We start from the raw sequence: 13,315 nt of genomic DNA, 5'->3' as shown, positions 1-13,315 counted from the left end.
AAGCTGTGAGCGGGTTTAGGTGAGTCATGCGTAGAACCTTGCTTTTGGCGAGCTTTCTGGTGATCGCGATGTCCAGCGGCGCGTCCGCGCGCCAGCAAGCCGCGCCTTCGTCGCCTCCCGTTCAGGAGACGGATGAGCGCATCAAGTCGACCTCCGAAGCCAACAAGGACGGAATCACCGGCGCCATGACCGCGCCGCTGCGCGATGTGAACGTCATCCGGACCAAGATCCCTCGCGTCCTGTTGGAAGCGATGGACGATCCCTACAAACGTCCCGCGCGGGCGGACTGCGCCAGCCTTGTCGCCTTGGTCAAACCGCTGGACACGGCGTTGGGCGAGGATCTCGACAGCATGCCCGCCACCGAGGACGAGGACCTGATGGACCGCGGCCGCAAGGCTGCCGGCGAGGCGGCTCTTGGCGCGGTGGCCAGCGCCGCGCAGGACATGATCCCGATGCGCGGCTGGGTGAGAAAGCTGTCCGGCGCCGAGCGGCACGACCGACTGGTGCAGGGCGCCATCGCCTCGGGCGCCGTGCGTCGCGCCTATCTCAAAGGGCTTGGAGAATCGCGCGGGTGCGATCCGCCGGCCACGCCGCAGCACAAGCCGCCGACTCCGCCGCCCGTCGTCGATCCCGGCATGCCGCCGCCGCCCGATCCCTACGGCCCGCGCAAGCCGCGCTTCCCGATCCACAAGGAGGAAGCGCCGACCGTGCCGAAGGGGCCGGCCTACTGAGCCTGTGCCAAATGCCGGGCGGCGAAGTCGCGGCGGAACTGTTCGAACCGGCCCTCGGCGATCGCCACGCGCATGGCGGCCGTCAGGGCCTGGAAGAAGGCGATGTTGTGCCAGGACAGCAGAACCTGGCCCAGGATCTCCTCGGCCTTGAACAGGTGCCGCAGATAGGCCTTTGAATAGTCGCGGCTGGCCGGGCAGTCGCTGGTGGGGTCCAGCGGCGTGTCATCCTCGGCGTACTTGGCGTTCTTCAGATTGATCGGCCCGTCCCAGGTCCAGGCCTGGCCATGACGGCCCGAGCGGGTCGGCAACACGCAGTCGAACATGTCGACGCCGCGCGCCACCGCCTCGACCAGGTCGATCGGCTTGCCCACGCCCATCAGGTAACGCGGACGATCTTGCGGCAGCAGGTCCGGCGCATAGTCCAGAACCTCGCACATGGCCTCGTGGCCCTCGCCGACCGCGAGGCCGCCGATGGCATAGCCGTCGAAGCCGATCTCCCGCAGCTTCTCGGAGGATTCCCGGCGCAGGTTCTCAAAGGTCGAGCCTTGCTGGATGCCAAACAAGGCCTGACGGTCCCGGGCCCCGAACGCGTCCTTGGAGCGTTTGGCCCATCGAGCGGACAGCTCCATGCCCTTGCGCGCCCTCGCCTCCTCGGCCGGCCAGGCGACGCATTCATCCAGCTGCATGACGATGTCGCTGCCCAGCAGGTCGGCCTGGATCTCGATCGAGCGCTCGGGCGTGAGCACGTGCTTGGAGCCGTCGACGTGGCTGGAGAAGGTCACCGCCTCCTCGGTCAGCTTGCTAATGCCCGACAGGCTCATGACCTGGAAGCCGCCGCTGTCGGTCAGGATCGGCTTGTCCCAGCGCATGAATTTGTGCAGCCCACCCAGACGCGCCACCCGCTCGGCCGAGGGCCGCAGCATCAGGTGATAGGTGTTGCCCAGGATGATGTCCGCGCCGGTGTCCTTCACCTGGTCGACGGTCATGGCCTTCACCGTCGCGGCCGTGCCCACCGGCATGAAGGCCGGGGTGCGAATATCGCCGCGCGGGGTCTTGAGCACGCCAGTGCGCGCCTTGCCGTCGGTGGCTTTGATCTCGAAGGGAAAGGCGGCCATCAGCGGCTCTCGGGCTCGGCGCGGAACAGCAGGCTGCCGTCGCCATAGGAATAGAAGCGATAGCCCGTCGATATGGCGTGTTCATAGGCCTGACGCATCGTCTCGCGTCCAGCGAACGCGCTGACCAGCATGAACAGGGTCGACTTGGGCAGGTGGAAGTTGGTCATCAGCACGTCGGCGGCGCGGAAGCGGTAGCCGGGCGTGATGAAGATGGCCGTCTCGTCGGCGAAGGGCTTCACAACGCCGTCCTCGCCGGTGGCGCTCTCCAGCAGGCGCAGACTGGTAGTGCCGACGCAGATGATCCGGCCGCCGGCGGCGCGAACGGCGTTCAGGGCGTCGGCGACCTCGCGCGTCACCTGGCCGTATTCGGCGTGCATCTTGTGGTCGGAGACGTCGTCCGTCTTCACCGGCAGGAACGTCCCCGCTCCCACGTGCAGGGTCACGAAGTGGGTCGAGACACCCTTGGCCTTCAAGGCCTCGAGCAGCGCCGGCGTGAAGTGCAACCCCGCCGTGGGCGCGGCGACCGAGCCGTCTTCTCGCGCATACACAGTCTGATAGTCGGCGCGATCGCGCTCGTCCTCGCCCCGCTTGGCGGCGATGTAGGGCGGCAGCGGCATGTCGCCGTGACGCGCGACGCCGATGTCGAGATCCGGCCCGGAAAGATCGAAAGCCAGCATGACCTCGCCGCCCTCGTGCTTTTCGACGACGGTGGCGTCCAGGCGGTCGAGGTCGCAGGCACGGTCGTCGCGCGCGCCGAACGCGACGCGGTCGCCGACCTTCAGGCGCTTGCCCGGCCGCATGAAGGCGCTCCAACGATCCGGCGCGAGGCGGCGGTGCAGGGTCGCCTCGACCGCGACCGGCGTACCGTCCGCGCCGCCGGTGGTTCGACCTTCGCGCAGACCCGACAACCGCGCCGGGATCACGCGGGTGTCGTTGAAGACCATGGCGTCGCCTGGACGCAGGAAGTCGGGCAGTTCACGGACGACGTGGTCGGCCAGCGGCTGGCCCGGGCGCACGACCAGCAGACGCGCGGCGTCACGCGGCTCGGCCGGACGCAGGGCGATGCGGTCCTCGGGGAGGTCGAAGTCGAAATCGGAAAGGCGCATGGGCGCGCTTCAAGCGCACGATGGGCCGCGAAGGTCAAGAGTCGGGCGACCAGCGGCCCGAACGCGAGGAAGTATCAGCCCCAGCGCGCTCGCGCGCTCCCTCCGTCATTTTCTCATGCTAACAGCGGCGCATGCGCTTGATTGCCCAGCTTCTGAGTCTCTTGGTTCGCGGAACGGCCCTGATGCTGGGCCTGCTGGGCTCCTTGCTCGCCTTGGCGAGCCTGGGCGGGGCGATCAACCCCAAGCTCGACGCTCTGACCCACATCACCCCCTTGTGGCTGGCCATGGGGATCGGTGCCGTCCTGCTCGGAGGCCTTTTCGCTCGCGAGGCCGAGCGATGGGTCATGGTCGCGCTGGGCGTCGTCGCGATCAGCGCCAGCGGCGTTCTCATGCTTCCCGAATTGCGGCAGGCTTGGCGCTTCAAACCCGAAGCTGCGGCCCCCAGCGATCTAAAGGTCATTCAGTTCAACGCCTGGCACGAGAACTACGCCCCCGAACAAAGCCTGGAATGGCTGCTTGCCCAGAACGCCGACGTCATCGTCATGGCGGAAGGCGGAGGTTCGGCCTGGGCGATCAACAAGGGCCTGCGAGCCACCTATCCCTACATGTCCTGCAAGTCCGGGCGTTGCGAGCCCTGGATCTTCTCGCGAAAGAAGGTAATCGCCTCTGGTACCGTCCAGAAGGGCTTGCCGGGGGCTTGGGCGACCATCGAGGATCCAGCGGGATCTTTCACTGTCCTGGGCGCCCACTATGTCTGGCCCGTGCCGGCTGGGCGCCAACAAGCCCAGTCAGCCATGCTGGTCAAGGCCGCCTCGGCCTTCGACCCACGCACCCTGATCGTGACCGGAGACTTCAACTCGACGCCGTGGTCGTTCACGTTGAAGCGTCAGGACAAAGCTCTGGCCCTCCAGCGATTGACCCGCGCCCTGCCCTCTTGGCCGTCCGGCCAGTTCTCAAGGGTCGCCACCGCGCCCGCGCCCTTCCTGCCGATCGATCACGTCTACGCCGGCGCCGACTGGCGCGCGGTCAAGGTCGAGCGCGGGCCAGCCATCGGCTCGGATCATCGCCCCATAGTGGTGACCCTGAGGCGTCAGCCGAAATAGAAACGGCTCCGGACGCGAGGTCCGGAGCCGCGAGAAAATGCGCATTGGCGCGAAAGATCAGGCGTCGGCGGCGATCTTGGCGCTGACGATCTTGCCCGGTTCCTTCGGCGGCTCGCCCTTCGGAAGAGCGTCGACATTCTCCATGCCCTCGGTCACCTGGCCCCAGACAGTATACTGACCGTCCAGGAAGGTGGCGTCGTCGAACACGATGAAGAACTGGCTGTTGGCCGAGTTCGGATCGGGCGTGCGGGCCATCGAGCAGACGCCGCGAACGTGCGGCTCCTTGTTGAACTCGGCCTTCAGGTCCGGCTTGTCCGAACCGCCGCGGCCCGTGCCCGACGGATCACCGCCCTGGGCCATGAAGCCCGGGATCACGCGGTGGAAGACGACGCCGTCATAGAAGCCCTCGCGCACCAGCTCCTTGATCCGCTCGACGTGGCCAGGCGCCAGATCGGGGCGCAGCTTGATGGTGACCGGACCAGTCTCCAGCGTCAGGATCAGGGTGTTTTCGAGGTCGGCCGACATGGTCTTCCCTTATGTGGCGAGTGATGCGACCGCGCTTCTAGCGCGGTTCATGGCGCCCTGTGAACCAAGTCTTCGCGGGAAAACCACTGAAGCTTAGCGAACTTCCGCTGGCAGATCGATGTCGCAGACAGAAAAGTCAGCGCCTTTCAAAGCCCTCAGACGTTGAGCTTCGGCCGCGAACCAAGGGCCTTTTGGGTCAATAAGCCGCACCTGAGGGCGCTCGCTCTCGGGAATATCGGACAGCAATCGAACCTTCAGCATCTGATCTTGCGGCGCTGGAACGGGCTCGCCCGTCTTGATCGCGCGAACGACGCCAAGGCCGCTGACCACGCGCCCGAAGGCCGTGTAGCGCTTGTCCAAGGATGGATAGGGTTGGCGCATCAGGAAGAATTGGCTGTTGGCGGAGTTGTTGTCCTCGTCGCGCGCCATGCCGATCACGCCCGGACAATAGGTTCCCCAGGCCGCGACCTTGTGGTCGCTCGTCATCTCGCTCCAGCTCCAGGCCTGGCTTACGATCGGTAGCGACTTCAGGTAGCCGACTTCCAGCCCGGCCGGCGCCGCCATCGGGACGAACAGCGTCTCCGCGGCGCGGCGGAAGGTGAACTCGGCCTTGAGGTTGGGCTTGTCGGTTCCGCCCTCGCCCGTATTGGTCGGATCACCCGTCTGGGCCATGAACCGGTCGATCACCCGGAAGAAGGTCCGCCCATCATAGACGCCGGACCGGGTCAGTTCCTGAAGGCGCGCGACGTGGTTGGGCGCGACCTCGGGGACCAGCTCCACCAGAACACGGCCCTTGTTGGTGTCGATCACCATGATCGTGTCGGGCGCGGGGGCGCGCCAATCCGCGTCGGATGGCTTGCTCGGCGCGGCCGCCAAAGCGGCGCTCGAAGTGATCGCTAGGACCAGACAAGGCAGCAGCGCGCGAGACAGCGTCATGTCACTTCACCTGAGCGGGAACGTCGAGATCGCAGTTCGTGAAGCTTCCGCCCATCTCGGCTTGGCGCTTGGTCACCAGCGCCTTGAATGCCGCCGACCGGGTGTCCATCACCTGGACCGCCGGGCGCTTATCCGCCGGCAGGTCGGCCAGCAGCTTGACGCTGAGCATCTTGTCCTGCGGGTCGGGCACCGGCTCGCCCGCCTTGATGGCGCGCACGACGTCCAGTCCAGAGAGCACGCGCCCGAAGGCGGTGTAGGTCTTGTCCAGCGAGGCGTTGGCCTGGCGCATGAAGAAGAACTGGCTGTTGGCGCTGTCTGGATCGCCGGCGCGGGCCATGCCCAGCACGCCCGGACAGAAATTGCCCCAGGTGGCGACCTTGCGGTCGGCGGTCATGACGGCCAGGGCCGAGTTTTGGCTGGTGACCGGCAAGGCGTCGATCCAGCCGGATTCGTTGCTGCCGACCTTGAAGCCCGCGCCCAGCGGCAGGTCCGCGCCACGGCGGAAATTGAACTCGGCCGTCAGGTTCGGCTGGTCAGAGCCGCCCATGCCGGTGTTCTGAGGATCGCCCGTCTGGGCCATGAAGTCGCTGATGACGCGGAAGAACGTCAGGCCGTCATAGAAGCCGCTCTTCACTAGGCCCCGCACGCGCTCGACGTGGTTGGGCGCGGCCTGCGGATAGAGCTCTGCGATGATCCGCCCCTTGTTCGTCTCCACCACGATGACGTTATTGGGATCAGGCACGCGCCAGTCCACGCCAGCTGGAGCAGCGGTCTGGGCCGTGGCCGTCTGAGCGGAAGCCGTCAGTGCGGCGAGCGCCAAGGCGGCGGCGGTCATGGCGAGCTTCATCGATTACCCCGAACAGAATAGGTCATGGCCGGCGTAGAACGACACGGCCTCCCCGACAAGTGCGACGAACCTTGAACCGCGGGATTCCGGCCGCTTCGGGGCGGACGCCCAGCGGGAGCGCGTTTCCCGAGATCCGAGCCATACCCGACCACCGCAAACGACCCGGTCGCCCTCCGCGTTAGATCAGGCATATCAGGGGGGCGAAGCTCGCTTCCGCGCGCTCCCGCTCCAAGCCGCCTACCCTCGCCCGACCTTCGCCAGCAACTGCTCGGCCACGCCGGCGGGGACGAACTTGGAGATGTCGCCGCCCAGGGTGGCGATCTCCTTGACCAGCCGCGAGGCGATCGCCTGATGACGCGGGTCGGCCATCAAGAAGACGGTCTCGATCTCGCGATCCAGCTGCTGGTTCATCGCCGTCATCTGGAACTCGTACTCGAAGTCGGCGACGGCCCGCAGGCCGCGCACGATCATCTGCGCGTTCACGTCCCGGGCGAAGTGCATCAGCAGGCTCTCGAACGGCCGCACCTCGATCTGGGCGATCTTGGTCAGGTGCGCGGTCTCGTGCTCGAGAATGGCGACCCGCTCTTCCAGCGAGAACAGCGGCCCCTTGCCGATGTTGACGGCGACGCCGATCACCAGCTTGTCGACCAGCTTCACGGCGCGCCCGATGATATCGAGATGACCGTTGGTGACCGGGTCGAAAGTCCCGGGATAAAGCCCAACCCGCATGCAACCCCCTACGCTACGGGATTGAGGGTTACAGGGTCTCGTCCGCCCCGCTGTCCTCGCCCTGGTTATCGTCGCCGCCGGAATCGGCGAGACGCTCGACGCTGACGACGTGCTCGTCCTGCGCGGTGCGGAAGATGGTTACGCCCTGAGTATTCCGCGCTGCAACACGAATTTGCGAAACGGGCACGCGGATCAGCTGGCCTTGGTCGGTGACCAACAGGATTTGGTCGCTTTCGTCGATCGGGAACGAGCCCACCAGACGGCCGCCACGCTTGCTCAGATCCTGAGCCGCGAGACCCTGACCGCCACGGCCCGTGCGGCGGAAGTCGTAGGCGCTGGTGCGCTTGCCGAAGCCTTCCGACGAGACGGTGAGCAGGATTTCCTCGGCCGCGCCAAGCTCGGCGATGCGTTCGGGGGACAGCGTCGTCTCGTCGGCGTCCTCTTCGCCCTCGTCGGCCGCGACGGGCGCGTCATCGCCCTCTTCCCCGGCGGCGCGCAGCATGGCGCGCTGGTGCTTGAGGTAGGCCGCGCGCTCGGCCGGCGTGGCGTCGACGCTGCGCAACACGGCCATCGAGATGACCTCGTCGCCCTCGGCCAGACGGACGCCGCGCACGCCAGTGGAGTCGCGGCTAGCGAACACCCGCACCTCGTCGACGGAGAAGCGAATGCAGCGGCCGGCGGCCGTGGTCAGCAGCACGTCCTGATCGGCGTTGCAGACGGCCACGCCAATAATGCCGTCACCGTCATCCAGCTTCATGGCGATCTTGCCGTTGCGGCGGACGTCCACGAAATCGCTAAGCTTGTTGCGACGCACGCTGCCCGAACGGGTGGCGAACATCACGTCCAGGCCGCCCCAGGTCGCCTCGTCCTCCGGCAGGGCCAGGATCGAGGTGATGGTCTCGCCCGGCTCGATCGGCAGCAGGTTGACGAACGCCTTGCCGCGCGAATTGGCGACGCCCTGCGGCAGGCGCCACACCTTCATCTTGTAGACCTTGCCGCCCGACGTGAAGAACAGCAGCGGCGCGTGGGTCGAGGCCGAGAACACTCGGGTGACGGCGTCCTCGTTCTTGGTCGCCATGCCCGACTTGCCCTTCCCGCCCCGGTGCTGGGTGCGGTAGTTGGCCAGAGGCGTGCGCTTGACGTAACCGCCCATGGTGACGGTGATGACCATGTCCTCGCGGACGATCAGGTCTTCGTCTTCCATGTCGGCGTCGCCGTCGACGATCTGGCTGCGGCGCGGAATGGCGAACCGTTCGCGGACCTCCACCAGCTCCTCGCGGACCACGGCCATGATGTTGGCCCGGTCGGACAGCAGCTCCAGATAGCCCCGGATGGCGTCCGCCAAGGACTCGGCCTCGTTGCCGATTTCCTCGCGGCCCAGGCCCGTCAGACGCGACAGGGTCAGGGCCAGGATGGCCCGCGCCTGCTCGTCGGTCAGGCGGATCAGGCCGCCCGCTTCCTGGATCGTGCGCGGGTCGGCGATCAGCTCGACCAGCGGCAGCATGTCGCCGGCCGGCCAGGACTTGGCCACCAGGCGCTCGCGGGCTTCCGTCGGATCCTTCGACGAGCGGATGATGTGGATGAACTCGTCGATGTTGGCGACGGCGATGGTCAGACCGACCAGCACGTGGCCGCGGTCGCGGGCCTTGCCGAGCTCGAACTTGGTGCGGCGGACGACGACTTCCTCGCGGAACTCGACGAACAGCTGCAGCAGCTTGTGCAGGCCCATCTGCTCGGGACGGCCGCGGTTCAGGGCCAGCATGTTGACGCCGAACGAGCTTTGCAGCGCCGTGAAGCGGTAGAGCTGGTTCAGGATCACCTCGCCCGAGGCGTCGCGCTTCAGCTCGATGACGATGCGCATGCCGTCGCGGTTGGACTCGTCGCGGATGTCGGCGATGCCCTCGAGCTTCTTGTCTCGGACCAGCTCGGCGATGTGCTCGACCAGATTGGCCTTGTTCACCTGATACGGAATCTCGGTGACGATGATGGCTTCGCGGCCGGCGCGCAGTTCCTCGACACTGGCGACGCCGCGCATGACCACCGAGCCGCGGCCGGTCAGCAGCGCCTGGCGGGGGCCCGCGCGACCGATGATTTCGCCGCCGGTCGGGAAGTCGGGGCCGGGCACCAGGTCCAGCAGTTGGTCGGTGGTGACGTCCGGATCGTCGATCAGCAGCAGGCAGGCGTCGACGATCTCGCCCAGGTTATGCGGCGGGATGTTGGTGGCCATGCCGACGGCGATGCCGCCCGCGCCGTTGACCAGCAGGTTCGGTATCCGTGACGGCAGGACGGTCGGTTCCTGCTCCTTGCCGTCGTAGTTGTCCTGGAAGTCGACCGTGTCCTTGTCCAGGTCGGCCAGCAGCGACATGGCCGGCGGGGCCATGCGGCATTCCGTGTAGCGCATGGCCGCGGGCATATCGCCGTCGACCGAGCCGAAATTGCCCTGGCCGTCGATCAGCACCAGGCCCATCGAGAACGACTGGGTCATGCGGACCAGGGTGAAGTAGATCGAGGCGTCGCCGTGGGGGTGATACTTACCCATGACGTCACCGACCACGCGGGCCGATTTGACGTACGACCGCTCGGGCGTCTGGCCCTGCTCGTGCATCGAGAACAGCACCCGACGGTGCACGGGCTTGAGACCGTCGCGCGCGTCCGGCAGGGCGCGGCTGACGATCACGCTCATCGCGTAGTCGAGGTAGGAGCGGCGGAGTTCATCCTCGATGTTGATCGGGGCGATATCCCCGCGGGAACCGTCGGCGGGGATCGTGGTGTGTTCGTCGCTCAAGGGGATTTTTCGCCGTCAGAATCGGACACGGAACTGTCGAAAACTGTTAGCATTCCAATGGGGCGGACGCCACCTTTACGGCCGTTTCACCCCCAGTCCCCGCTTGTTCAGAAGGAAATCCGCCATGCGCAGCCTCACCCTCGCGACGACCCTGGGCCTCGCCGCCCTGATTACCGCCGCGCCGGCCCTGGCCCAGACCGCCGCGACCGCCCAGGTCAAGGGCGGCGATGGCAAGGACATGGGCGTCATCGCCCTTACCGAGGCCCCTCGCGGCGTCCTGCTGAAGCTGGAGCTGAAGGGCCTGACTCCCGGCTGGCACGCGGTCCACTTCCACGAGAAGGGCGACTGCGGAACACCGGACTTCAAGTCGGCCGGCGCCCATGTCCACACCACCGCCCAGGTCGTCCACGGATTGCTGAACCCCGACGCCAACGACAACGGCGACCTGCCCAACATCTTCGCCAACACGGACGGATCGGCCACCGCCGAGATCTACTCGACGCTCGTCTCGCTTAAGGGCGCTGGCGGCCGCCCGGCGCTGCTGGACGCCGACGGCTCGTCCATCGTCGTCCACGCCAGCCCCGACGACCACAAGAGCCAGCCGATCGGCGGCGCCGGCGCGCGCGCGGCTTGCGGCGTGATCAAGTAGTCGCTTAGCTCCCGCCGAGACTCACCCAAGCCTCGGCGGGAGACCCCATGCGTATCTGGCGACTGTCGATCCTGGCTCTGCTGCTGGCGACCATGGTCGGCTGCGACGGCCAGAAAAAGGATCGTGACGCCGCCGCGCCGCCCGCGCCGGCGCGCCAGGCTGCTCCCGCCACGCCTTCGCAAACCGCCGCCCAGCCGACCGAGCTCGTCTCCCTCGCCTGGCGGCCCAGCAACTCCAATCAGAACCTGCAGGCCTTCGATCTCGAGGTTTCCGGCCTCGACGTGCTCGCGGTGTGCCACGTGCCGCCCGGTTGGACGATCAACGCCACCGGCGCCGGAGAAGGCGTCACCGAGCTGAAGGGCCAAGCCACGGTCGGAGCCGCCTTCGTCAGCCTCGACGACATGCAGGACATCGCCGGATTGTTCCTGGTCCGCGCCCGCCCGAACGAAACCTTCGCGGTGAAGGGCGGGCTCACGACGGGAACCTACGACGGCGATCAAACAGAGGTCCGCGCCACGCCGGCCCTGCTGCGGCGCGAAGCCGCCGACCGCTGCCCACCGCCCAAGGGCTAGGCCGCTTCGGCGAGCGCCTCTTCCGGCTTGATCCGCTTCTCGGTCAGAGCGACCAGGGCCACGCCGACCATGGTCGCGCCGCCGCCGATCATCAGCTGCGGCGTCAGCTTGTCACCCAGGAACAGGATGCCGATCGTGCACGAGACCAGCGGCGTCAGCAGGAAATAGGGCGTCACGCGCCCCGCCTCGCGGCGCTGCACGAGCCAGAACAGCAAGGCGCTGGCGCCGACCGTCGATACGACCGCCGCGAACATCACCGCGGCCCAGGCGATCGGCGGCGCGGCCTTGACGCGCTCGACCTGACCGGTCTCGAAGACGAACGACATGGCCAGCAGAACGGGCGCGGCCACCAGGGCCGTCATGCCTTGCATCTTCAGCGGCTTGATGCCGGGCGTCTTGCGCACCAGCACGGTCGCCGCCGCCCAGCAGGCGCCGGCGACGACGATCAGCGCGAGGGCGGGGAGATCGCCCGTGGCGTGCGGGTCGAGGCTCATCCAGGCCACGCCAATGAAGGCGATCACCAGGCCCATGACGGCCGGCAAGCGCATGCTCTCGCCCAGCAGGCGCCACGCGAAGATGGCGGTGAACGGAATCCAGAGCTGGCTGGCCACGACCAGCGGGCTCAGCGCGTCGGCCATGCTGAAGGCGACGTAGATGATCCCGAAATGGATGGGCCCGGTCAGCAGGACGATCGCCAGCACCTTCCGAGGCTCCGGAAACGGCGGCCTGACAAACGGGAAAAGGAAAGCCAGGGCCACCAAGAAACGAAGTCCGCCCATCAACATCGGCGGCAGGTAGACCGTCGCCACCTTGGCGGCGGCGTTGTTGATCCCCCAGGTCAGGATGATCGCCAGGATGGCGAGGTATTCCAGGCCTGTAAGGGGAGAGGACTTGGCGGACATGGCCCCGCTTGGACCAGACCCGCCGCCCCGGGTCAATCGCGGCTCAGGCGACGCCAACGACCGCGCGGACGGCGGATGTCAGCAAGGCGAGGTCCTCGTCCGGCGTCGTGAAGGCCGGCGTCAGGTAGACGACCTTGCCCATCGGCCGGATCCAGACGCCAAGCTCGGCGAAACGCGCGCAGAGGTCGCCGACGGCCACGGGCGCGTCGAACTCGACGACGCCGATCGCGCCGAGCGTCCGCACATCGACAACGCCCTTGCCGCTCCGACACGGCTCGAGCCCTTCGGACAGGGCGGCGCTCACACGCGCCACGTTGGCCCACCAGGAGCCGTCCTCGAACAGGTCCAGCGAGGCGTTGGCGGCGGCGCAGGCTAGCGGGTTGGCCATGTAGGTAGGTCCGTGCATCAGCGCGGCGCCCGCGTCGTCCGACCAGAAGGCCTCGAACACCTTCCCCGAGGCCACGGCGGCCGACAGCGGCAAGGTTCCGCCGGTGAGGGCCTTGGACAGGGTGACGATGTCCGGCTCGATCCCAGCCGCCTGCATGGCGAACAGGGTCCCGGTGCGGCCAAAGCCGGTGAAGATCTCGTCGAAGATCAGCAGGACGCCGTGCTTGTCGGCGAGACGACGCAGCGTTCGCAGCACCTCCGGCGGGTGGAGCAGCATGCCGCCCGCGCCTTGCACGAGGGGCTCGATCAGGATCGCCGCGATCTCCGAGCCCCGCCGAGCGAGCAGCGCGTCCAGCGCCTTTTCGCTGTCGGGATCACGCGGCAGGTCGGCGATGACCTGGGCCGGCATCACGCCCGCGAACAGGCTGTGCATCCCCTCCTCCGGGTCGCAGACCGTCATCGTCGCCAGGGTGTCGCCGTGATAGCCGCCTCGGAAGGCCAGGAACTTGGTCCGCCCCCGGGCGCCGCGATTGATGTGGAACTGCAGCGCCATCTTCATGGCGATCTCGACCGAGACCGAGCCGCTCTCGGCGAAGAACACGTGGTTCAACTCGCCCGGAAGCATCCCCGCCAGCCGCTCGGCCAGGCGATAGGCCGGCTCATGCGCCAGACCGCCAAACATCACGTGAGGCATCCGCTCGATCTGGTCGCGCAGGGCGGCGGCGATGTGTGGATGGTTGTAGCCGTGGCAGGCCGTCCACCAGGAGGCCAGGCCATCCACCAGCTCCCGGCCGTCGGCCAGGACCAGGCGCGAACCCCGCGTCGCGACGACCGGCAGCGGCGGCCGAGCTGTCTTCATCTGGCAATAGGGACGCCAGACGTGCGGGGCTCCGGCGGTCAGCCAGTCGGGGTCGGTCATGACGGTTTC

Annotated in this window: 13 protein-coding genes; 4 read left to right on the top strand and 9 right to left on the bottom strand. The window is 67.4% G+C overall.

Annotated features, from left to right (window positions below):
• Positions 1-26: 26 nt before the first annotated feature.
• Positions 27-731 (top strand): hypothetical protein, encoded by a 705-nt coding sequence (locus J2728_RS07470; protein ID WP_309997957.1) that lies wholly within the window; start codon positions 27-29, stop codon positions 729-731.
• Here the strand turns inward: J2728_RS07470 and tgt are convergent.
• Positions 725-1,846, bottom strand: coding sequence for a tRNA guanosine(34) transglycosylase Tgt (gene tgt / locus J2728_RS07465; RefSeq protein ID WP_309997955.1), 1,122 nt, complete (start codon positions 1,844-1,846; stop codon positions 725-727). The two genes, J2728_RS07470 and tgt, sit on opposite strands and share 7 nt — an antisense overlap.
• A complete protein-coding gene (gene queA / locus J2728_RS07460; RefSeq protein WP_309997954.1) occupies positions 1,846-2,952 on the bottom strand; it encodes a tRNA preQ1(34) S-adenosylmethionine ribosyltransferase-isomerase QueA in 1,107 nt (368 codons plus the stop codon). The genes tgt and queA overlap by 1 nt, the downstream gene beginning before the upstream one ends.
• 131 nt (positions 2,953-3,083) lie before the next feature.
• Between queA and J2728_RS07455 the strand changes: the two genes are divergently transcribed.
• Positions 3,084-4,055: an endonuclease/exonuclease/phosphatase family protein gene (locus tag J2728_RS07455; protein ID WP_309997952.1), complete on the top strand. Its 972-nt coding sequence runs from the start codon at positions 3,084-3,086 to the stop codon at positions 4,053-4,055.
• A gap of 57 nt (positions 4,056-4,112) precedes the next feature.
• Here the strand turns inward: J2728_RS07455 and J2728_RS07450 are convergent, their stop codons facing one another.
• From J2728_RS07450 to gyrA, 5 genes are all read right to left on the bottom strand, one after another.
• Complete coding sequence (locus J2728_RS07450) at positions 4,113-4,580, bottom strand: peptidylprolyl isomerase (protein WP_309997950.1); 468 nt, start codon at positions 4,578-4,580, stop codon at positions 4,113-4,115.
• Between the two features lie 93 nt (positions 4,581-4,673).
• Positions 4,674-5,516, bottom strand: coding sequence for a peptidylprolyl isomerase (locus J2728_RS07445; RefSeq protein WP_309997949.1), 843 nt, complete (start codon positions 5,514-5,516; stop codon positions 4,674-4,676).
• Position 5,517: 1 nt separating this feature from the next.
• Positions 5,518-6,363 carry a peptidylprolyl isomerase gene (locus J2728_RS07440; RefSeq protein ID WP_309997947.1) on the bottom strand — a complete coding sequence of 282 codons (846 nt, stop codon included), beginning with the start codon at positions 6,361-6,363 and terminating at the stop codon, positions 5,518-5,520.
• A gap of 237 nt (positions 6,364-6,600) precedes the next feature.
• A complete protein-coding gene (gene coaD / locus J2728_RS07435; RefSeq protein ID WP_309997945.1) occupies positions 6,601-7,092 on the bottom strand; it encodes a pantetheine-phosphate adenylyltransferase in 492 nt (163 codons plus the stop codon).
• A gap of 28 nt (positions 7,093-7,120) precedes the next feature.
• On the bottom strand, positions 7,121-9,877 hold the full coding sequence (gyrA, locus tag J2728_RS07430) for a DNA gyrase subunit A (protein ID WP_309997943.1): 2,757 nt from the start codon (positions 9,875-9,877) through the stop codon (positions 7,121-7,123).
• Positions 9,878-10,001: 124 nt separating this feature from the next.
• Between gyrA and sodC the strand changes: the two genes are divergently transcribed.
• Together sodC and J2728_RS07420 are read left to right on the top strand one after the other, a co-directional pair.
• On the top strand, positions 10,002-10,526 hold the full coding sequence (sodC, locus tag J2728_RS07425) for a superoxide dismutase[Cu-Zn] (protein ID WP_309997942.1): 525 nt from the start codon (positions 10,002-10,004) through the stop codon (positions 10,524-10,526).
• Positions 10,527-10,573: 47 nt separating this feature from the next.
• Complete coding sequence (locus J2728_RS07420; RefSeq protein WP_309997941.1) at positions 10,574-11,098, top strand: hypothetical protein; 525 nt, start codon at positions 10,574-10,576, stop codon at positions 11,096-11,098.
• Here the strand turns inward: J2728_RS07420 and J2728_RS07415 are convergent.
• On the bottom strand, positions 11,095-12,036 hold the full coding sequence (locus J2728_RS07415; protein ID WP_309997939.1) for a DMT family transporter: 942 nt from the start codon (positions 12,034-12,036) through the stop codon (positions 11,095-11,097). The genes J2728_RS07420 and J2728_RS07415 overlap by 4 nt on opposite strands.
• A gap of 7 nt (positions 12,037-12,043) precedes the next feature.
• Positions 12,044-13,306, bottom strand: coding sequence for an adenosylmethionine--8-amino-7-oxononanoate transaminase (locus J2728_RS07410; RefSeq protein ID WP_309997938.1), 1,263 nt, complete (start codon positions 13,304-13,306; stop codon positions 12,044-12,046).
• Between the last annotated feature and the right edge of the window lie 9 nt (positions 13,307-13,315).

It is taken from the genome of Caulobacter segnis, from assembly GCF_031454995.1.
In the GTDB taxonomy this organism is placed as follows: domain Bacteria; phylum Pseudomonadota; class Alphaproteobacteria; order Caulobacterales; family Caulobacteraceae; genus Caulobacter; species Caulobacter segnis_E.
The sequence above is the reverse complement of the archived record's forward strand: the minus strand, read 5'-3'. Positions and strand labels throughout refer to the sequence as shown.

Bases quoted from the DNA above. Each gene is read 5' to 3' on its own strand.
- J2728_RS07470 (WP_309997957.1), top strand. From the start codon at position 27: ATGCGTAGAACCTTGCTTTTGGCGAGCTTTCTGGTGATCGCGATGTCC.
- tgt (WP_309997955.1), bottom strand. From the start codon at position 1,846: ATGGCCGCCTTTCCCTTCGAGATCAAAGCCACCGACGGCAAGGCGCGC.
- queA (WP_309997954.1), bottom strand. From the start codon at position 2,952: ATGCGCCTTTCCGATTTCGACTTCGACCTCCCCGAGGACCGCATCGCC.
- J2728_RS07455 (WP_309997952.1), top strand. From the start codon at position 3,084: ATGCGCTTGATTGCCCAGCTTCTGAGTCTCTTGGTTCGCGGAACGGCC.
- J2728_RS07450 (WP_309997950.1), bottom strand. From the start codon at position 4,580: ATGTCGGCCGACCTCGAAAACACCCTGATCCTGACGCTGGAGACTGGT.
- J2728_RS07445 (WP_309997949.1), bottom strand. From the start codon at position 5,516: ATGACGCTGTCTCGCGCGCTGCTGCCTTGTCTGGTCCTAGCGATCACT.
- J2728_RS07440 (WP_309997947.1), bottom strand. From the start codon at position 6,363: ATGAAGCTCGCCATGACCGCCGCCGCCTTGGCGCTCGCCGCACTGACG.
- coaD (WP_309997945.1), bottom strand. From the start codon at position 7,092: ATGCGGGTTGGGCTTTATCCCGGGACTTTCGACCCGGTCACCAACGGT.
- sodC (WP_309997942.1), top strand. From the start codon at position 10,002: ATGCGCAGCCTCACCCTCGCGACGACCCTGGGCCTCGCCGCCCTGATT.
- J2728_RS07420 (WP_309997941.1), top strand. From the start codon at position 10,574: ATGCGTATCTGGCGACTGTCGATCCTGGCTCTGCTGCTGGCGACCATG.
- J2728_RS07410 (WP_309997938.1), bottom strand. From the start codon at position 13,306: ATGACCGACCCCGACTGGCTGACCGCCGGAGCCCCGCACGTCTGGCGT.